The sequence below is a fragment of the Klebsiella sp. BIGb0407 genome (assembly GCF_024807845.1).
Lineage (GTDB): Bacteria > Pseudomonadota > Gammaproteobacteria > Enterobacterales > Enterobacteriaceae > JGM124.
This window is the reverse complement of sequence record NZ_JANUEQ010000001.1, coordinates 1,367,887-1,386,844: the sequence shown is the minus strand read 5'-3', so window position 1 is coordinate 1,386,844 and position 18,958 is coordinate 1,367,887. Positions and strand designations below refer to the sequence as shown.

Annotated in this window: 17 protein-coding genes; 15 read left to right on the top strand and 2 right to left on the bottom strand. The window is 43.7% G+C overall.

The window, feature by feature from the left end; genetic code table 11:
• Positions 1 to 24: 24 nt before the first annotated feature.
• The 11 genes from cmk to M2387_RS06395 all read left to right on the top strand — a co-directional run bounded on the left by cmk (position 25) and on the right by M2387_RS06395 (position 12,824).
• Positions 25 to 708: a (d)CMP kinase gene (gene cmk / locus M2387_RS06445; protein ID WP_259048326.1), complete on the top strand. Its 684-nt coding sequence runs from the start codon at positions 25 to 27 to the stop codon at positions 706 to 708.
• Between the two features lie 116 nt (positions 709 to 824).
• Positions 825 to 2,498 carry a 30S ribosomal protein S1 gene (rpsA, locus tag M2387_RS06440; RefSeq protein ID WP_259047972.1) on the top strand — a complete coding sequence of 558 codons (1,674 nt, stop codon included), beginning with the start codon at positions 825 to 827 and terminating at the stop codon, positions 2,496 to 2,498.
• Between the two features lie 96 nt (positions 2,499 to 2,594).
• The gene (gene ihfB / locus M2387_RS06435) at positions 2,595 to 2,882 is read left to right on the top strand and encodes an integration host factor subunit beta (RefSeq protein WP_259047969.1); all 288 of its coding nucleotides are present in this window, start codon (positions 2,595 to 2,597) and stop codon (positions 2,880 to 2,882) included.
• A gap of 215 nt (positions 2,883 to 3,097) precedes the next feature.
• Complete coding sequence (locus M2387_RS06430) at positions 3,098 to 5,362, top strand: DNA internalization-related competence protein ComEC/Rec2 (RefSeq protein ID WP_259047966.1); 2,265 nt, start codon at positions 3,098 to 3,100, stop codon at positions 5,360 to 5,362.
• A gap of 37 nt (positions 5,363 to 5,399) precedes the next feature.
• Positions 5,400 to 7,148, top strand: coding sequence for a lipid A ABC transporter ATP-binding protein/permease MsbA (gene msbA, locus M2387_RS06425; RefSeq protein ID WP_259047964.1), 1,749 nt, complete (start codon positions 5,400 to 5,402; stop codon positions 7,146 to 7,148).
• The gene (gene lpxK, locus M2387_RS06420; protein WP_259047962.1) at positions 7,145 to 8,128 is read left to right on the top strand and encodes a tetraacyldisaccharide 4'-kinase; all 984 of its coding nucleotides are present in this window, start codon (positions 7,145 to 7,147) and stop codon (positions 8,126 to 8,128) included. The genes msbA and lpxK overlap by 4 nt, the downstream gene beginning before the upstream one ends.
• A 46-nt stretch (positions 8,129 to 8,174) precedes the next feature.
• Positions 8,175 to 9,422 (top strand): winged helix-turn-helix domain-containing protein, encoded by a 1,248-nt coding sequence (locus M2387_RS06415; RefSeq protein WP_259047961.1) that lies wholly within the window; start codon positions 8,175 to 8,177, stop codon positions 9,420 to 9,422.
• An 84-nt stretch (positions 9,423 to 9,506) separates the two neighbouring features.
• The gene (locus M2387_RS06410; protein ID WP_259047960.1) at positions 9,507 to 9,689 is read left to right on the top strand and encodes a Trm112 family protein; all 183 of its coding nucleotides are present in this window, start codon (positions 9,507 to 9,509) and stop codon (positions 9,687 to 9,689) included.
• Positions 9,686 to 10,435, top strand: a complete 750-nt coding sequence (gene kdsB, locus M2387_RS06405) for a 3-deoxy-manno-octulosonate cytidylyltransferase (RefSeq protein WP_259047958.1) — start codon at positions 9,686 to 9,688, stop codon at positions 10,433 to 10,435. Before M2387_RS06410 ends, kdsB begins: the two co-directional genes overlap by 4 nt.
• 164 nt (positions 10,436 to 10,599) lie before the next feature.
• Positions 10,600 to 11,544 carry an Rpn family recombination-promoting nuclease/putative transposase gene (locus M2387_RS06400; protein WP_259047957.1) on the top strand — a complete coding sequence of 315 codons (945 nt, stop codon included), beginning with the start codon at positions 10,600 to 10,602 and terminating at the stop codon, positions 11,542 to 11,544.
• A 737-nt stretch (positions 11,545 to 12,281) separates the two neighbouring features.
• The gene (locus tag M2387_RS06395) at positions 12,282 to 12,824 is read left to right on the top strand and encodes a glycosyltransferase family 9 protein (RefSeq protein WP_259047956.1); all 543 of its coding nucleotides are present in this window, start codon (positions 12,282 to 12,284) and stop codon (positions 12,822 to 12,824) included.
• A gap of 7 nt (positions 12,825 to 12,831) precedes the next feature.
• Here the strand turns inward: M2387_RS06395 and M2387_RS06390 are convergent, their stop codons facing one another.
• Positions 12,832 to 13,548, bottom strand: coding sequence for a hypothetical protein (locus M2387_RS06390; RefSeq protein WP_259047955.1), 717 nt, complete (start codon positions 13,546 to 13,548; stop codon positions 12,832 to 12,834).
• 486 nt (positions 13,549 to 14,034) lie between these two features.
• On the opposite strand from M2387_RS06390, the gene M2387_RS06385 reads away from it, so the two are divergent.
• From M2387_RS06385 to M2387_RS06375, 3 genes are all read left to right on the top strand, one after another.
• Positions 14,035 to 14,868, top strand: a complete 834-nt coding sequence (locus M2387_RS06385) for a helix-turn-helix domain-containing protein (RefSeq protein WP_259047954.1) — start codon at positions 14,035 to 14,037, stop codon at positions 14,866 to 14,868.
• Positions 14,869 to 14,999: 131 nt separating this feature from the next.
• On the top strand, positions 15,000 to 15,476 hold the full coding sequence (locus M2387_RS06380; protein WP_259047953.1) for a putative pterin-binding protein: 477 nt from the start codon (positions 15,000 to 15,002) through the stop codon (positions 15,474 to 15,476).
• The gene (locus M2387_RS06375; RefSeq protein WP_259047952.1) at positions 15,473 to 17,179 is read left to right on the top strand and encodes an ATP-binding response regulator; all 1,707 of its coding nucleotides are present in this window, start codon (positions 15,473 to 15,475) and stop codon (positions 17,177 to 17,179) included. The genes M2387_RS06380 and M2387_RS06375 overlap by 4 nt, the downstream gene beginning before the upstream one ends.
• A gap of 92 nt (positions 17,180 to 17,271) precedes the next feature.
• On the opposite strand, the gene elyC is transcribed toward M2387_RS06375, so the two are convergent.
• Complete coding sequence (gene elyC / locus M2387_RS06370; protein ID WP_259047951.1) at positions 17,272 to 18,048, bottom strand: envelope biogenesis factor ElyC; 777 nt, start codon at positions 18,046 to 18,048, stop codon at positions 17,272 to 17,274.
• A 133-nt stretch (positions 18,049 to 18,181) separates the two neighbouring features.
• Here elyC and cmoM point away from each other — a divergent pair, with 133 nt between their 5' ends.
• Entirely contained in the window at positions 18,182 to 18,958 is a 777-nt protein-coding gene (gene cmoM / locus M2387_RS06365; RefSeq protein ID WP_259047950.1) for a tRNA uridine 5-oxyacetic acid(34) methyltransferase CmoM, read from the top strand.

Here is an 18,958-nt window from a genome sequence, read left to right as displayed (position 1 = left end):
CAAGTCTGGCGAAAGGAAAAAATGATGACGGCTATTGCCCCAGTGATAACGATTGATGGTCCGAGTGGTGCAGGTAAGGGCACGCTTTGTAAGGCTATGGCTAAAGCGCTGCAGTGGCATTTGCTCGACTCTGGTGCTATATATCGTGTGCTGGCATTAGCAGCGTTACATCATCATGTCGATACCCAGTCTGAAGAGGCGCTGGTTCCGCTTGCCGCCCATCTGGATGTTCGTTTTGTTTCAACAGAGACTCAGGTGGGGACGATTCTGGAAGGTGAAGATGTCAGCGCTGAAATTCGCACCCAGGATGTCGCTGAAGCTGCATCAAAGATAGCCGCCTTCCCAAGAGTGCGTGAGGCTTTGCTGCGTCGCCAGCGCGCATTCCGCGATTTACCCGGCTTGATTGCAGACGGCCGGGACATGGGGACGGTGGTATTTCCGGACGCGCCGGTCAAGATTTTTCTCGATGCCTCAGCGGAAGAACGTGCTGACAGACGCATGCGACAGTTGCAGGAACAAGGCATTAGTGTTAACTTTGAGCGCCTTTTGGTGGAGATAAAGGACAGGGACGATAGAGATCGTAACCGTCCTGTTGCGCCATTAGTGCCTGCTCAGGATGCCTTAATACTGGATTCTACCGGTATGAGCATTGAGCAAGTGATTGAAAAATCGCTAGAATACGCCAGGAGTAAACTGGCGCTCGTTTGAAATAACGACCAATACCAATAACCTGCTGCAAAGGATTGTGTGCAGGCATGTGAAACAACCCCATCCGGCATGATGCTAGATGGACGTTAAATTGAAGAATCCTGAAGATTATCAATATGACTGAATCTTTTGCTCAACTATTTGAAGAGTCCCTGAAAGAAATCGAAACCCGCCCGGGTTCTATCGTTCGTGGTGTTGTTGTTGCTATCGACAAAGATATCGTACTGGTTGACGCCGGTCTGAAATCTGAGTCCGCCATTCCGGCTGAGCAGTTCAAAAACGCCCAGGGCGAACTGGAAATCCAGGTTGGTGACGAAGTTGACGTTGCTCTGGATGCAGTAGAAGACGGCTTCGGTGAAACCCTGCTGTCCCGCGAGAAAGCTAAACGTCATGAAGCTTGGATCACGCTGGAAAAAGCTTACGAAGACGCTGAAACTGTTACCGGTGTTATTAACGGCAAAGTCAAGGGCGGCTTCACTGTTGAGCTGAACGGTATTCGTGCGTTCCTGCCAGGTTCACTGGTAGATGTTCGTCCGGTCCGTGACACTCTGCATTTGGAAGGCAAAGAGCTTGAGTTTAAAGTTATCAAGCTTGATCAGAAGCGCAACAACGTTGTTGTTTCTCGTCGTGCGGTTATCGAGTCTGAGAACAGTGCAGAACGTGATCAGCTGCTTGAAAACCTGCAAGAAGGCATGGAAGTTAAAGGTATCGTTAAGAACCTTACTGACTACGGTGCATTCGTTGACTTGGGTGGCGTAGACGGCCTGCTGCACATCACTGATATGGCATGGAAACGCGTTAAGCATCCAAGCGAAATCGTGAATGTTGGCGATGAAATCACTGTTAAAGTTCTGAAATTTGACCGTGAGCGTACTCGTGTTTCCCTCGGCCTGAAACAGCTGGGCGAAGATCCATGGGTTGCTATCGCTAAACGTTATCCAGAGGGTACCAAACTGACTGGTCGCGTGACTAACCTGACTGATTACGGCTGCTTCGTAGAAATCGAAGAAGGCGTAGAAGGCCTGGTACACGTGTCTGAAATGGATTGGACCAACAAAAACATCCACCCATCCAAAGTTGTTAACGTTGGTGATGTAGTGGAAGTTATGGTTCTGGATATCGACGAAGAACGTCGTCGTATCTCCCTGGGTCTGAAGCAGTGTAAATCTAACCCATGGCAGCTGTTTGCTGAGACCCACAATAAAGGCGATCGCGTTGAAGGTAAAATCAAGTCAATCACTGACTTTGGTATCTTCATCGGCCTGGACGGTGGAATCGACGGCCTGGTTCACCTGTCTGATATCTCCTGGAACGTTACAGGCGAAGAAGCAGTACGTGAATACAAAAAAGGTGATGAAATCGCCGCTGTTGTTCTGCAAGTTGACGCAGAGCGCGAGCGTATCTCCCTGGGCGTTAAGCAACTGGCTGAAGATCCGTTCAACAACTATGTTGCAGTAAACAAAAAAGGCACTATCGTTAACGGTAAAGTGACCGCAGTTGATGCTAAAGGTGCTACAGTTGAACTGGCTGATGGCGTTGAAGGCTACCTGCGTGCTTCCGAAGCGTCACGTGACCGCGTTGAAGATGCAACTCTGGTTCTGAATGTTGGCGACGATGTTGAAGCTAAATTCACCGGTGTTGATCGCAAAAACCGTATCGTTAGTCTGTCTGTACGTGCTAAAGACGAAGCTGACGAGAAAGATGCTATTGCTTCTGTTAATAACAAACCAGAAGAAAGCAACTTCTCTAGCGCTATGGCTGAAGCATTTAAAGCAGCTAAAGGCGAATAATCTACCGCATATTTTTGCAAAGTAGATAACAGGGCGACTTTGGTCGCCCTGGTTCGATTGGTAGCTGTAAGTTTATTTAATAAAACTGGAGGAATCATGACCAAGTCAGAATTGATCGAAAGACTTGCAACCCAGCACTCGCATATTCCAGCAAAGTCTGTGGAAGATGCAGTTAAAGAGATGCTGGAACATATGGCCTCTACGCTCGCCCAAGGTGAACGTATTGAAATCCGAGGTTTCGGCAGTTTTTCCTTACACTATCGCGCACCTCGCACCGGTCGTAACCCAAAAACAGGTGATAAAGTTTCGCTGGAAGGTAAATATGTTCCGCACTTTAAGCCAGGTAAAGAGTTACGCGACCGTGCCAATCTCTACGGTAATTAATGCTTCGGTATTAACTACAGCGAAAAACGATACCCAAGGGTGTCGTTTTTTTTTGCCTGTAAGTTAAGAATTGCGAACTGCTATCCGTACCTATGATATCCCACAGAAAATGATCAATATCTGCTGACAGCCTGCCGCATAACGTTTTTTTTACGCCAGACTTCTGTTTATTAAACGTGCACGCTTTTGACTCTGCGAGTAAAAAGAGTGTGTTTATGCTGAGAACTGTCTGTCTGACGCTCATTACCGGACTTCTTCCGTTATTGTGGCTTCCCGCTATTCCTTCCCTGGTCTGGTTAGTAGCTCTGCTCGGTATCGCTTTGGCCTTACTCTCCGCCCAAAAAGTAATTGTTCGTCAGGCTGGGCTGATTATCCTTTTCTTTTGCTGGGGTTGTTTGTCAGCCGCTCAGAGTCTGGCTTTTTTTCAGCAAATACCGGCAACCCCCGTGAATGCTGAAATAGTCATCGTCAAAAGTGATGGCCGGCAATATCACGAAGCTAAGATAGTAAGCCTGTTTGGTCGGTTGCTGTTCCCTCAGCCGGGAGTACGTATTTATGGTTCAGGGTTACCTGCTCCGGCATGTGCAGGCCAGCATCTGCAAGTCACGGTTAAACTGCGCCCACTGCATGGGCAGTTAAATGAAGGTAACTTTGATAGTCAGCGGTTTTATCTCGCACAGGGTTTTTTATTTAGCGGTCGGATAATAACGGCTCAGACTCTCTCTGACAGTTGTAGTCTGCAATCCCAGTGGATGTCTGCGGTACAACGCCATACTGACCGCTTACCTATGCAAGCCATTATGATGGCACTCCTGTTTGGTGACAGGAGTGAGATGCCTGAACAACATAAACAGTTACTTAATCAGACCGGTACAGCACATCTTATGGCCATTTCAGGGATGCATATCTCTCTGGCTGCCGGACTAGGGTGGTTAATCGGCAGGGCCTGTCAGATAGTGATGCCTGCATATCTCATTGGTTTTCGTTTTCCGCTGTTTTTCGCACTCGTCATCGCTGCAGGTTATACTTGGTTATCAGGAAGTAATCCGCCTGCATTACGTGCGATGTTCGCGTTGATAATCTGGTCTTCACTACGTATCAGTGGCCGAAAATGGTCATCATGGGATGTCTGGTTATTTTGTATTGCAGGGCTACTCTTTCATAATCCACTGGTACTGTTATCGGACAGTTTTTGTCTTTCTGCTTTGGCGGTAGCAGTACTGATTTTTTGGTATCAGTGGGTACCTTTGCCTGGTGTTGTCAGAAGGTGGGGCTGGTATCTGCGCTATCCGGTACAACTACTGCATTTGCAGGCAGGTATCATGTTATTGCTGCTGCCATTACAGATTCAAATTTTTCATGGCATCAGCCTCAGTGCCCTGGTGGCGAATTTATTTGCTGTTCCACTGGTCTCTTTTATCATTGTTCCCTTGCTGATTGCTGCATTATTTCTGAATGATGTTTCAATGGCGGGAGAATATCTCTGGCAGGTAGCTGACAGAGTACTGGCTATTCTGTTCCAGTTGTTGGCATCCTTACCCAATGGCTGGCTTGGGGTTGAAAAGCGGATGCTATGCTTAAGTTTTTTCGGCTGGATTAGCGTAGTGTGCTGGCGTACTGGAGCCTGGAAGCATTATAAAGCCGCTTTACTGGTCGCCGTAACGTCAGTCACTCTTGGCCATCAACGCTCTGTAATGCCGCCTGCTGTATGGCAGATGACCATGCTGGATATTGGGCACGGTTTAGCCGTCGCACTTATTCGTAATCAAAGGGTATTGCTTTATGACACCGGAGGCGTATGGGCTAAGGGCGATGCGGCTATTCAAACTATTATTCCCTGGCTGAAATGGCACAACCTGACACTGGATGGAATTGTCTTGAGTCATGAACATCTGGATCATATCGGCGGATTAAAAAGTTTACAGCGTTTGTTGCCCCCGGTGAGCATACGGAGTTCATTAGGCTGGGATAATCATCTGCCATGTTATCGCGGTATAAACTGGGAGTGGGAAGGGCTACAGTTTAAAGTTCACTGGCCGCCGCTTTCAGCGGGTCTGCGAGGGAATAATAATTCGTGTGTAGTCAGCGTGAGTGACGGTTATCATCGCTTGTTATTGACGGGGGATTTGGAGGCGAGTGCAGAATTCGCCATGCTGAGACGAGAAAATATAGACTTGAAGGCGGATTTTATCCAGGTTCCTCATCATGGAAGCCGAACATCATCGACTGAAGCATTGTTAAAAGCGGTTGCGGGTAAGGCGGCATTTGCCTCCACCTCACGCTATAATCAGTGGCGATTGCCTTCAGCTAAGATAGTCAATCGTTACCAAAACAACGGCTACCAGTGGTACGATACGCCCCATTCAGGTCAACTGACACTCTCTATAGACCATGAAAAATGGCAAGTTTTTGGGTTCCGGGAGCAAATAATGCCCCGTTGGTATCATCAGTGGTTTGGCGTCATCGGTGATAATGAGTAGAATGTACGGCTATTTCATATAAGGCTGGTTCGATTTAATGCTTAACGATAAAGATCTTTCCACATGGCAGACTTTCCGTCGCCTCTGGCCAATGATTTCTCCTTTCAGAACAGGTCTGATTGTAGCAGCAGTTGCATTAGTACTTAATGCAGCCAGCGATACGTTCATGCTGTCTTTGCTTAAACCTTTACTGGATGACGGTTTTGGTAAAACGGAGTCCGCGGTTCTGAAGTGGATGCCATTAGTGGTTATTGGTTTGATGGTATTACGTGGCATCACGAGCTATGTTTCGTCGTACTGCATTTCCTGGGTATCCGGTAAAGTGGTGATGCATATGCGTCGCCGTTTGTTTAGTCATATGATGGGAATGCCGGTCTCTTTCTTTGACCAGCAATCTACAGGTACTCTGTTATCTCGTATAACCTATGACTCAGAGCAAGTTGCTTCTTCCTCTTCTGGTGCGCTGGTGACAGTCGTACGTGAAGGGGCATCGATTATTGGTTTGTTTATCTTGATGTTCTGGTATAGCTGGCAGCTCTCTCTGATCCTCATCGTGCTGGCACCAATAGTTTCTTTAGCGATTGGCTTTGTTTCAAAGCGGTTCCGTAATATTAGTAAAAATATGCAGAACACCATGGGTCATGTGACCACCAGTGCGGAACAGATGCTCAAAGGGCATAAAGAGGTACTGATTTTTGGTGGTCAGGAAGTGGAAACCAAACGTTTTGATAAAGTCAGTAATAGCATGCGTCAGCAGGGAATGAAACTGGTCTCCGCATCATCAATTGCCGATCCAGTGATTCAGTTTATTGCTTCCCTGGCGCTGGCATTTGTCTTGTATGCTGCTAGCTTCCCGAGTGTGATGGAGACGCTAAGCGCAGGGACGATCACCGTTGTTTTCTCTTCAATGATTGCTTTAATGCGGCCATTAAAATCACTGACTAACGTCAATGCGCAGTTCCAGCGCGGAATGGCAGCTTGCCAGACGTTGTTTGCTATTCTGGATTCTGAGCAGGAGGAAGACAGCGGTAAACTTGTGATCGAGCGTTCTAAAGGTGATGTCGAGTTCCGCAATGTAACCTTCACCTATTCAGGCCGTGACATTCCAGCGCTGCGCGATGTCAACTTAGTGATTCCGGCAGGAAAAACCGTTGCTCTGGTTGGTCGATCAGGTTCAGGAAAATCAACTATCGCCAGTCTGATCACGCGTTTCTATGATGCCCAGCAGGGTGAGATTCTGATAGATGGTCATAGAATTAATGATTACACGCTGGCCTCGCTACGTAATCAGGTAGCACTGGTTTCTCAGCATGTTTACCTGTTCAATGACACTATCGCCAATAATATTGCCTATGCCCGTACTGAACAGTATTCACGGGAAGATATTGAAAAAGCCGCACGTATGGCACATGCGATGGACTTTATCAATAAAATGGAAAAAGGCCTCGATACCGTGATAGGGGAGAATGGCGTTATGCTCTCCGGTGGACAACGTCAGCGTATTGCTATTGCTCGCGCTCTGTTACGTGATAGCCCGATCCTTGTTCTCGACGAAGCCACCTCTGCACTGGATACTGAGTCCGAGCGTGCGATCCAGGCTGCGTTAGATGAATTGCAAAAAAACCGTACCTCACTGGTGATTGCTCACCGTTTGTCGACTATCGAAAAAGCCGATGAAATTGTGGTGGTGGAAGATGGCTGTATCGTTGAGCGTGGTTCTCACAAAGAGTTACTGGCGCAACCAGGCATCTATGCTCAGCTTCATAAAATGCAGTTCGGCGCATGATTGAACGTATCTGGTCGGGGAAGTCGCGGCTTTATTTACTGCTGCTTCCCTTTTCCTGGATTTACGGCCTGATCAGCGGAGTTATTCGCCTTTCTTATAAGCTGGGGCTACGTAAGTCCTGGCGGGCACCGATTCCGGTGGTAGTGGTGGGTAATCTCACAGCCGGAGGTAATGGTAAAACGCCAGTGGTTATCTGGCTGGTAGAGCAACTCCAGCAGCGTGGAATCAAGGTCGGTGTAGTATCACGTGGATATGGCGGTAAAGCCGCCTCATATCCCTTGGTGCTGACTTCTGACACTTCGCCTGCAGAAGCGGGCGATGAACCGGTTCTTATCTACCAGCGTACCGGGGCGGGTGTCGCCGTTGCCCCAAAGCGTAGTGCCGCAGTCGAGGCGTTACTCGTATCAGCATCACCGCAGATCATCATCACCGATGACGGTTTACAGCATTATGCCCTGGCAAGGGATAAAGAAATTGTTGTGATTGATGGTGTCCGGCGGTTTGGTAATGGCTGGTGGTTGCCAGCAGGTCCGATGCGGGAACGTTCTGCCCGTCTTGATACGGTTGATGCCGTGATTGTTAATGGCGGAACGGCAGGCGCTAATGAAATAGCAATGCAGCTCATTCCTGGTGAGGCTATTCATCTTTTGAGTGGCAGGCGTCTGCCATTGCAACAACTCTCCAATGTCGTCGCTATGGCCGGTATCGGACATCCACCGCGCTTTTTTAATACGCTTGCCAGCGCTGGCATTATGCCGGTAAAAACAGTAGCTCTGGCCGATCATCAGGCGCTGAGTAAAGCTGAAATTAACGCTTTGGTTCAACCTGGTCAGGCGTTACTGATGACGGAAAAAGATGCGGTCAAATATCGTGGATATGCAAATAGCGAGTCTGACTGGTGGTATCTTCCGGTCGATGCTCATCTTGATGTACCTGCAGCCACCGCTTTACTTGATTCGCTGGTTAAACTGGTCAAGTGAGGTTTGATGTAATGCGTAGCGGGCTACTAATGACAGGGAGCGGCAGGTGACTATTCCAGCAATTTCGCTTCAAGCTGCTCGAAATATACATCTTGCAGCTCAAGGGTTACTGTACAAACCCTGCTTGCCCGTCGGGCCTCAGGCCGTTAATAACATCATTTCCCGCATGTCACTGCTGCAGATTGATACTATTAATATTGTTGCGCGCAGCCCCTACCTGGTATTATTTAGCCGTCTCGGATGTTACCCGCCAGAATTACTTAATCAGGCACTTGCACAGGGTGAATTGATTGAATACTGGGCGCATGAAGCCTGCTTTTTGCCCAGGCAAGATTTTAAGCTGATTCGTCACCGGATGCTGAATCCAGAAAAAATGGGCTGGAAGTATCGACCGGAATGGATGCAGCAACATGCCGCAGATATCGAACAATTACTGAAACATATTGAGCAAAATGGGCCCGTGCGTTCTGCAGACTTTAGCGCACAGAGTAAAGGTGTTAGTGGCTGGTGGTCGTGGAAGCCGCAAAAAAAACATCTCGAAGGCTTATTTACTGCAGGCAAACTGATGGTCATTGAACGACGTAATTTTCAGCGAGTCTATGACCTGACTGAGCGTGTCATGCCGGAGTGGGATGATGCTTTGCATGGCCTCGAACAACAGTCTGCTGAACAACTGATGCTGGATAACAGCGCGCGTAGTTTAGGCATCTTTCGCCCGGAGTGGCTGGCCGATTACTATCGTCTGAAAAATATCCCATTAAAATCCTGGCTCATGGCTCAACTTGAGTCTGACAAATTATGCCAGGTCGATGTGGATACTCTGGGCACCATGCTGGTACACCATAGCGCCTATTCTTTATTAGAAAAAGCCCGGAATAATAAGTTAAAGGCAACGCATTGTACGGTGCTGTCGCCCTTTGACCCAGTGGTCTGGGACAGACGCAGAGCAGAGATATTATTTAATTTTTCCTATCGGCTGGAGTGTTACACCCCGGCAGAAAAACGTAAATATGGCTACTTTGTTTTACCCTTACTGTATAAAGGGCTGCTGGTTGGCAGAACCGATGCCAAAATGCATCGTAAACAAGGTGAGCTGGAAATCATTAACCTTTACCTCGAAGAAGGTATAAAGGTAACGACAGGTTTATTAACAGGGTTACAAGCAGCACTGACAGAATTTGCTCTCTGGCAGTCAGCTTCATCTATTCGTTTGAGTGGAGCCCCTGATGCCTTTCGAGACATCTGGGGTCAGGGCTGGGAAATCATCCCGGATAGTGATGCCGGTCATACTTAACGCTATTTTAGAATTGTCCTCACCAGCAATTCGAATTATTTAGGTATATTTATGGGTATTGTGAGAATACCCTCAGGAGTTGTTATGGAAAGTCGTTTACTTGAAATCATCGCTTGCCCTGTATGCAACGGGAAGCTTCATTTTAGTCACGATAAACAAGAGCTTATTTGTAAGCCTGACGGTCTGGCTTTTCCTGTCCGTGACGGTATCCCAGTATTACTGGAAAATGAAGCGCGGACGTTAACTTCTGATGAGATCCACCCATGAGTTTTGTCGCTATTATTCCTGCCCGCTTCGCCTCAACGCGTCTACCGGGCAAACCGCTTAAAGATATCAACGGTAAGCCGATGATTGTTCATGTGCTGGAGCGCGCACGTGAGTCAGGCGCTGACAGAATTATCGTTGCGACTGACAATATCGATGTAGCACATGCCGTCGAAGCTGCGGGCGGGGAAGTTTGCCTGACCAGCCCCGATCATCAGTCGGGCACTGAGCGTCTGGCTGAAGTTATCGAAAAATGTGGCTTCAGCGATGATACCGTGATTGTAAACGTCCAAGGGGATGAACCAATGATCCCGCCGGTCATCATTAAACAGGTTGCGGATAACGTCGCTGCCAGTGAAGCGGGAATGGCTACCCTGGCCGTTCCCATCACAACGGCGGAAGAAGCGTTTAATCCGAATGCCGTAAAAGTGGTTATGGATGCCCAGGGCTATGCGCTCTATTTTTCCCGGGCGACTATCCCCTGGGATCGCGAGCGTTTTATGCACAGCCGCGAACAAATTGGCTCACATTTTTTACGCCACATTGGTATTTACGGCTATCGGGCAGGATTTATCCGCCGCTATGTCAGCTGGTCTGCCAGTCCGCTGGAGCAGATAGAAATGCTCGAACAACTCCGCGTACTCTGGCATGGCGAAAAGATCCATGTCGCTGTCGCTAAAGAAGTTCCTGGTGTCGGGGTTGATACCCCTGAAGATCTGGAGCGAGTGCGCTTAAGTATGGGACAGTAACATCGTATCCTCTGAGTGCCAGAACCAGGCTATCGAACAACGGTATGCCTGGTATACTGTGCCGCTGGCATACTGGAATAGACGCATCAGCAAAAGTGTTTATTGGTATTAGTAATAATTTGATTGTTATAGCATCCCTGTGAATCAATGCCGAGCCAGGGTCTATGAAAAGGAAAAACAGCACGCCTACCCCGCATGATGCAACATTCCAGCAGTTCCTGAGACAGCCGGAAATTGCTCGTGACTTTATTGAACTTCATCTCCCCGCAGCACTGCGAGATATTTGCGATCTGAGTACTCTGAAACTGGAATGCAGTTCCTTTGTGGAAGATAACCTGCGGCAGTATTTCAGCGATGTGCTTTACAGCATGAGAACCTCTGATGGTGACGAGGGATACGTGCATATCCTGATTGAACACCAGTCCACCCCTGACAAACATATGGCATTTCGTCTGATACGTTATGCGGTGGCGGCGATGCAACGTCACCTCGACGCAGGGCATAAAAAGCTACCGCTGGTAATACCGGTATTATTCTACGCCGGTAAACGAACGCCTTACCCCTATTCTACTAACTGGTTGCAGGAGTTTACCAACCCCGCTCAGGCACTAAAACTCTACAGTAGTGACTTTCCATTAGTAGATATCACACTGATCCCTGATGACGAAATTATGCAGCATCGCAGTATGGCGGCGCTGACGCTACTTCAGAAACATATTCGTCGAAGGGATCTTGCTGAAATAACAGATAAACTCAGCACCATTTTACTGGCGGGTTATCTTTCATCATCCCAGATAGCTTCACTTATCCATTACATTATTCATGCAGGTGATTCGGCAAATGCGGAGGCTTTTATCCGTGATCTTGCAGGACGAGTACCGCAGCATGAGGAGGAACTTATGACCATTGCCCAGCAACTGGAACAAAATGGAATAAAAAAAGGCCGTGAACAAGGCCGAGAAGAGGGCCGAGAAGAAGGCCGAGAGCAAGGTTTAGAGCAAGGTAAACGAGACGTTGCGCGTAATATGTTACAGCATGGTTTAGATATCGATACGGTGATGAAAGTAACCTCACTGAGTGAAAAAGAACTAGCACGACTCTGTCATTGAATCTATTTGGTATTTTTTAAATTGCACCTCTATATTTTAACAATTCGACAGTTAGGTTTAAACATTATACTAACTTAATCATATTATTTAAACTGAACTATATCGAATTTATAACTTCAAGAAAATAATCAGTTTCTGCAATTTTGATATTAGCGGCAGTCATTATTTACATAGCGATGACTTCAGATAGAAAATCATTTTGTGTGATCGTATATAAATGAGCGTTTTTTATCTGAATTTTTATCTCAACTATTTAAATATGAGGCCTATTGCTTAACAGTTTTATGTTAGGTCAGGATGTTGCTATGTATTAGCAGTTTTCTCTCGCCGGTCAGTATTTTTGAGGTTAAAAAATGAATGAATTATTACATTATAATGGTAGTCTGTTGAGTTCAGATGGTTTGATTCTGTCGTCTTATGATCTCAGTAATAATCATGCCCAAAAGATATGCTATATCCTAACTCACCTGAAATATATAATTCCGCATTATATCCATTTTCCGTTAACTATAGTGAGGTAGAGTATCTTACTGTTATTAATGGGAGGGGAGTGACATTGGATAATTCTATTATTGGAATTTCTTTTCTTAATGCAATAAAAATTAAATCCAAATATAAAAATAAAAATTGCATGACCTAAAACTGCACCCTTGTATGTTGAGGGAATATATCATTTGGCAAATAATATTATAAACGAAATCAATTATACTGGCCTGATTTCCATATAATGGTAATGCATGATTTTTTATAAAAGGAATGGGTTACTTATATCTGAGGAAACAAAACCCTGTCTTTCAAATACATGGTTAAATAGTCTTGCTATTAAAAAAATACCTGTCAGAGATTATGTATTATTTTCACCCTCTGCCAGTACCTCTGTGAGGATTATTCCACATATCTTTCATTATGATATTGTAGATATGCTTTATAAAAAATTTTATATGTTAATTTTCGGATTTTCTGATATAGATCATCCACATTATATGAATATATCAAAATACTCTTCTCAAGAAATAGATTTTGTTTCTATTATCCGTTTTGCCCAGCATGTTTATACTTGCGACTCTTCAGCATTGCATATATCTGCTGGGTTTAATATTCCCACAACATGTATATTCAGTGCTATTGACCAAAAATTGAGAGTGAAATATTACAAAAATTGTGATTTTTATTTTATTGGTGATGATCGTCTTTTCCAGATTCAGAATAGTGAAGATGAAGAATTGTTGAAGTTAGTCGAAGAAATATTCAGAAATTATTTTTACTATACCGCCAGTTAATCCTCTTTTATCTGTGTCGAAATAATACGTCATCGGGCATTTGTGATAAGGACATTTTGCAAGGTTTCCAGATATTCTTATCCAGTGGATTCCAGTCATTTTCAAGAAGGGTTGCCAGACCAATATGGAGAGTACGGATCATTCTGTTATTAGCTAGTTCTATATCTTTGCTAACATGAATCACCTGATATCCTTCATTATAAAAAATTCTTTCTGCATCAATATGCTCTAAATCTTCTTGAGAGAAAATTAGATAGAATGTAATCGGTTTCACCATTTCACCCTCAGAATTAAATGCTTTTTCAGGGCCGAGTAGCTGTAATGCGTATCTGCGCGACCCTTTTCGTCGAATCATTATTTCTGTTATAATATTGTCATGGTCATGGCAGATAGTATACTGCCAGTCCTTATTTAATAAAATATTAAATGCAGCTCGGAAATTTGATAAATAAGATATTTTGTTGGTATCAGATTGCTCAAATAAAGTATTTAATATATCCAGCATGCACGTTGATTTATCTATTTTCTTTAATAGTTCTATAAGTATGGTAAAATCAAAAGGAATATCCAGGAAATTATTGTTATTTTTGGTCGTATTTATCCAGTTCAGAATGAATTTTCGACGTAATGCTTCAGATGTAAATGGATATTCATGCTCTATTGTGCGAAGTGTTATCAAAAGACACCAGAGTAAATTTGAAACTGAATTATTAGCATGATACATAATCATATCCTTTCAATAAATGGTATGAGAAGAAAAAATCCCTCCTAAATGAGTAGATATTCATAGTGCAAATATTAATTTTATGGAGAAAACAAGACTTCATTATTTCTAATAGGGCACAATAACTGATGTAAGGCTCTGAATATCCATGGTTGAAGTTTATACTTCGCACGATATATCCTTTGCTGATTTTTTATATGACAATAATATCTGTTGGTGTCTGGTATTTTATTGGTTGTATCAAAGCGATAACTATTAACTCCCTAATATTATGCCTCTGACAAGACAGGTAATAATTTGCTTATGAAAATACACACTTCTGGTTGATGATTCAATAAAAACACCAACTTTTAGGATTGCGTGTTTCGTTTTATGTAAAACAATGATAATAAGACCATGAGTTTTATATTAAAAATTTGAGCGAATTTTAGAATGCGACTGACGAAATAAAATATAAGCTACTATAAAAGTTGTGAGGTATAACAAGTGCACGATGCTGATGATAAAAAATTGATTGAAGTCTTAGTAAACGTTTTAGTAATGAAAGGGATACCAAAAATAAAGCACAATAGTTATATAAGCCAGATCTTAAAAATAACGACTTCAGCAAGTTATAAAAAACTTACTGGTTCTGCAAAATGGGAAGTTCAGCAATTAATTAATGTTATTGAATCACTCGGTATGAATATGAGTTTATTCTTTGATATTTATGCTAAAGGAATGAAAGAAACTCAGCAGGCAGTATGGAGCATTGGTGGTTTTGACTATGAGTGTAAAATTCAACTTTATCCTGAGAATAGTGAAATCGTCACTGATTTTTCAGCTATGAAGATAAATGAAGAGTGGCATGTGCTGGCTTACAGTGATATCAAATATAATTACCTGTTTGATGTCCGAAGAGGTATTGAAAGTATTACAGTATATCCCAAAAATATTCCCTGCTGCTTGTACCGTATTGCACTGCTTGATGATGATACTGACATTACCAGAAACCTTAAAAATCTAATCAGTGGTGACTTTTATAGCGTTGATTCATTTGAATGTCTGAATGATCTGCATCAACATATTTTAACTAATCCTTATGATGCTTATGTACTCGACTGGGTTATTGGCAGTGAAAGTAGTTTTGAACTTATCAAAACAATCCGAAAATCATCAAAAAATAATGCAATGATTATCGTGCTGACAGGCCAATTGGCTGGAATAAAAGATGATGAGATTTCAAAAGCGATTCATGATTATGATATTGTTGGGCCATTCGAAAAACCAATAAAACCTGGGGTTATTATATCAAATATTGATAAACACTTCAGGAATTAAACAATAAAAAATATTCCGCTATAATGGTATTTTTTAATTTAGATATTTCAAATTGATAATGATATGTACATTCGGATGTTTATTTATTTAAGCAAAAATTTAATTGACAAGGCTCTTTAAGGGATATTTCGATGGTTAAAATATTTGTATTTTTTATCACTGTACTATTCAATGGGGTAGTTGCTGCACAGATAGGTGATATCAGGTTTAAAAATAATATTGATAGTAATGAAATCATTTTTACTAAAGAGGAATTCTCCGGACTTCCACAAAGTGAAATAACAACCACAACGCCATGGACTCCCGCTGGGAAACCAGTAACTTTTCGCGGAGTCAGAATAATTGATTTGCTTAATTATATTGATGTCAGTGGTAGTGCATTTAAAATTCGCGCATTAGATGGTTATGAAATTCTCATTTCTATGGATGATATTAAAAGCTACAACGTATTGTTGGCTGATGAAATGGATGGAAAAAAACTTGGGGTTAGAGATTTTGGCCCGTATTTTATTGTTTATCCTGTTGATGAGTATAATGAAGAGTTAAATATACCTAAATACTTATCTCAATTTATTCGACAAGTTGACGAGATAACGGTGAAGAAATGAGTCGGTGGTATTATATTGCTATCTCTGTTATATCAATAACACTGATGAGTTCTCTGTTTGGTATTATGAAATATAATAATTTATTATCCGAGGATTCTCTATGTTCTATCTCTGGTGCACAAGAAAACTATACACTATCGATAGCTAAATTTTCCATTCAGCTTAATGAGTTTTATGCTCTATTGAATAATGGATATTCCGCAGAAGATACTGAGTATTCACTTGATTTACTTTTTGCACATATTAATATTATACGCAATAAAAGCGAGTCAACAGCGCCATTATATTATCAGGGAGGATATGACGAATCTATTAATGTCATCTATAATGAGTTAGTTGTAATCGATGAGAATATTTTTTCTTCAAATCCTGATATTGCCCTGATAAAGAAAGTGATTTTGCAGATAAAACCTATGGCTAAAAATCTACTTAATATTGCAGACCATGCTGAAGTAGAGCAAAGAACATCTGCTCTGCTCGATTATAAAAAAAAGATAAAACACCTATGGGGGCTGCTCATCGTTACGACGATACTTTTAACTACACTTTTAATCATTATGGTATTTTTTATACGTAAAAGTCATCAACTTCTGGTATCTGAAAAGGCTGCGTTTGCGAGTAAAAATTCTTTTCTCGGTATTGTTGGTCATGAACTGCGAACTTCGTTGCAAATTATTATCTCTGCAATTGATGTCGTAACAAATATGTCAGGTGAAAAAATACGAAAAGGGGCGCTACAGCGATTAGTGATGGCTGTAGCGAAAATGGAACGACAGATGAAAGATTTAACGGAATTTGCCAAAATTGATAATGGTTACATTGATATTAAAAATACCTATTTTCAACTAGGACCCGCCATAACAGAAGCAGTCCAAACCTGTATGTCTCTATATAATAAAGAAACCGTGCAGGTGAGTATTACCAATGAGGTAAATGCAATTGTATTTACTGATGCGGTAAGGTTAAATCAACTTGTTGAGAATCTCGTCAGTAATGCAATTAAGTATACTGATTCAGGAACGGTGGTGATTGATTACTGTATTGAAAAGGATAAATGGCTGGTTATTATCGTTTCTGATACGGGCAAAGGGATCCCAAAGGATAAATTAAAGTATATTTTCAAACCTTTTGTTCGTCTTGGTGATAATAAAACCCCTGTGCCTGGTTTTGGAATGGGGTTAGCCATTGTTAACGGTATCCTGCGCGTTCTTAAAGGTTATCTTCAAATACAGAGTACGGTGGGTACAGGTACCACTGTCACTCTTCGTTTACCCATCAAAGTGGGTGATAATATGCTGATTGAGCTACCTATGATAAAAACTCCCAGTGATGCAACGAATAATATAAGGTTACTTGTTGTGGATGATAATGAAATGGCCTGCACATCGCTCGTTACCTTACTGGATAACTTTGGTTATATTGTTGATTCGGCGACATCACCAGAGCGAGCATATGAGAAATTATTACGTAAGACCTATGATATCGTTTTGAGTGACCTACAGATGCCCGTCATGACCGGGGCTGAACTTTTTTATGCCGTTCGTCAGGTGCCAAACCCTAACAGGAGAACTCCGTTTATCTTTGTTAGCGCTTATGGTGATGAAAGTCCGGTTGTAAACGTTCCTTTATTAACAAAACCGGTGAGATTTCATGAAATAAACGAGGCTATTAATAATATATTGGTATCAGAGTTGATGTATTAACTTTTTTGTGAGCCTGGCGTTTTCGTCTTTTATTTTTAGAATAAAATAAATTTGAACCGGCATATAACGCCGGTTCCGGTCATACTATGGCTTTATTTTCCTGTAGACTCTTCTGGAGCACGCAGTGCCTGCCACATTCTCCCCAGCGTTTCATAAACCGCGCTATGGCTGTGCATTAGCCAGGTTGGTGAGGGGAATATCTTTTCCCAGGGATTAAGCGGGGAAGTGATTGCTAGCTGGTTAGCCGGTGCGGGGAGGGGATGCATACCTGCCTGGTTAAAGAAGATCATTGCGCGAGGCAGGTGCGACGCTGAAGTCAGCAGAATAAAGGGTTGCTGCCCGACGATCTCTGAGACTGCCTGCGCTTCCTCTTCGGTATCCCGGGCGGTGTCAAGGGTAATAATATTCGCTCGGGGCACACCCAGACTTTCTGCAACACGAGCTCCGGCCCCTGCAGTGGTGACGGTATTACCGATAGCCGCAGCACCGGTGAAAATTAATTTGGCTTCCGGGCGTGTTTTCCACAAACGGACAGCTTCAGTAACCCGCGGTAAACTATTGGCGAAAAGATTCGAGCTTGGTGCCCAGTCCGGGTTCCAGGTATAACCCCCTCCCAGCACCACGATGTAATCAACCCCGTCATTTTGCAGTCGAGTCTGATAGGTATCTTCAATAGGTTTTAGTAATCTGTCAGCAACGGGTTGCAGGCTTAACAGCAGTAATACCAGCCAGCTGGCGGTAAGCAGACCTTTACCTGTCTTCTGCCAGCGAGTGAACCAGAGCAGGATAATGGCCAGCCCCATCAGCAATAGTAGCAAGGGGAGGGGTTGCAGTAAGCCACCAACCACTTTTTTTAGCACGAAAAACATGAACTCTGGCTCCTTTTTTAACCATCTGGCAGGGAAACTCTGGCGATATTACACCAAATGGGTTCATTATCTGTCGGGCTGTGCCAAAATAAGTGTTTTGTCAGGTGACCCTTTTTGCCACGGAGCTGGATTAATGGCCGATCGTAATTTTGACGATATCGCCGAAAAATTTTCGCGCAACATCTATGGCACTACAAAAGGCCAATTGCGACAGGCGATTCTCTGGCAGGACTTGGATAAGTTCCTTGCCACCCAACCCCCAAGTCTTCGTGTACTTGATGCCGGTGGCGGTGAAGGACAAACTGCGCTCCGTTTTGCCGAACGTGGTCATCAAGTGACATTGTGCGATGTCTCTGGCGAAATGATAGCTCGGGCTAAAGCTCATGCCATGCAGCAGGGGCTCAGTGACCAGATGCATTTTATCCAGGCTCCTGCCCAGGATATGGCGCAGCATTTAGACGCTCAGGTAGATCTGTTACTCTTCCATGCTGTATTAGAATGGGTTGCCGATCCGCGTGCGGTACTGGAGTCTCTCTGGCACTGCTTGCGCCCGGGGGGCACTCTGTCGTTGATGTTTTTCAATGCCAACGGATTACTGATGCATAATATGGTGGTCGGCAATCTTGAATATGTTGAGCTAGGCATGCCGAAGAAGAAAAAGCGCACACTGTCGCCCAACAATCCGCTGCAGCCAGAACAGGTTTACCACTGGCTGGAGCAAATTGGCTGGGAAATTACCGGAAAAACCGGCGTGCGGGTGTTTCATGATTACCTGCGTAATAAACAGCATCAAAAAGAAAAATTCGATGATTTGCTGACGCTTGAGACGCGTTATTGTCGGCAAGAGCCTTATATCAGCTTTGGCCGCTATATTCATGTCACCGCGTTTAAGCCGCAGAGCAAAGGATAA

Coding starts and splice junctions, on each gene's coding strand:
- cmk (WP_259048326.1), top strand. CDS start 25: ATGACGGCTATTGCCCCAGTGATAACGATTGATGGTCCGAGTGGTGCA.
- rpsA (WP_259047972.1), top strand. CDS start 825: ATGACTGAATCTTTTGCTCAACTATTTGAAGAGTCCCTGAAAGAAATC.
- ihfB (WP_259047969.1), top strand. CDS start 2,595: ATGACCAAGTCAGAATTGATCGAAAGACTTGCAACCCAGCACTCGCAT.
- M2387_RS06430 (WP_259047966.1), top strand. CDS start 3,098: ATGCTGAGAACTGTCTGTCTGACGCTCATTACCGGACTTCTTCCGTTA.
- msbA (WP_259047964.1), top strand. CDS start 5,400: ATGCTTAACGATAAAGATCTTTCCACATGGCAGACTTTCCGTCGCCTC.
- lpxK (WP_259047962.1), top strand. CDS start 7,145: ATGATTGAACGTATCTGGTCGGGGAAGTCGCGGCTTTATTTACTGCTG.
- M2387_RS06410 (WP_259047960.1), top strand. CDS start 9,507: ATGGAAAGTCGTTTACTTGAAATCATCGCTTGCCCTGTATGCAACGGG.
- kdsB (WP_259047958.1), top strand. CDS start 9,686: ATGAGTTTTGTCGCTATTATTCCTGCCCGCTTCGCCTCAACGCGTCTA.
- M2387_RS06400 (WP_259047957.1), top strand. CDS start 10,600: ATGAAAAGGAAAAACAGCACGCCTACCCCGCATGATGCAACATTCCAG.
- M2387_RS06395 (WP_259047956.1), top strand. CDS start 12,282: ATGATTTTTTATAAAAGGAATGGGTTACTTATATCTGAGGAAACAAAA.
- M2387_RS06390 (WP_259047955.1), bottom strand. CDS start 13,548: ATGTATCATGCTAATAATTCAGTTTCAAATTTACTCTGGTGTCTTTTG.
- M2387_RS06380 (WP_259047953.1), top strand. CDS start 15,000: ATGGTTAAAATATTTGTATTTTTTATCACTGTACTATTCAATGGGGTA.
- M2387_RS06375 (WP_259047952.1), top strand. CDS start 15,473: ATGAGTCGGTGGTATTATATTGCTATCTCTGTTATATCAATAACACTG.
- elyC (WP_259047951.1), bottom strand. CDS start 18,048: ATGTTTTTCGTGCTAAAAAAAGTGGTTGGTGGCTTACTGCAACCCCTC.
- cmoM (WP_259047950.1), top strand. CDS start 18,182: ATGGCCGATCGTAATTTTGACGATATCGCCGAAAAATTTTCGCGCAAC.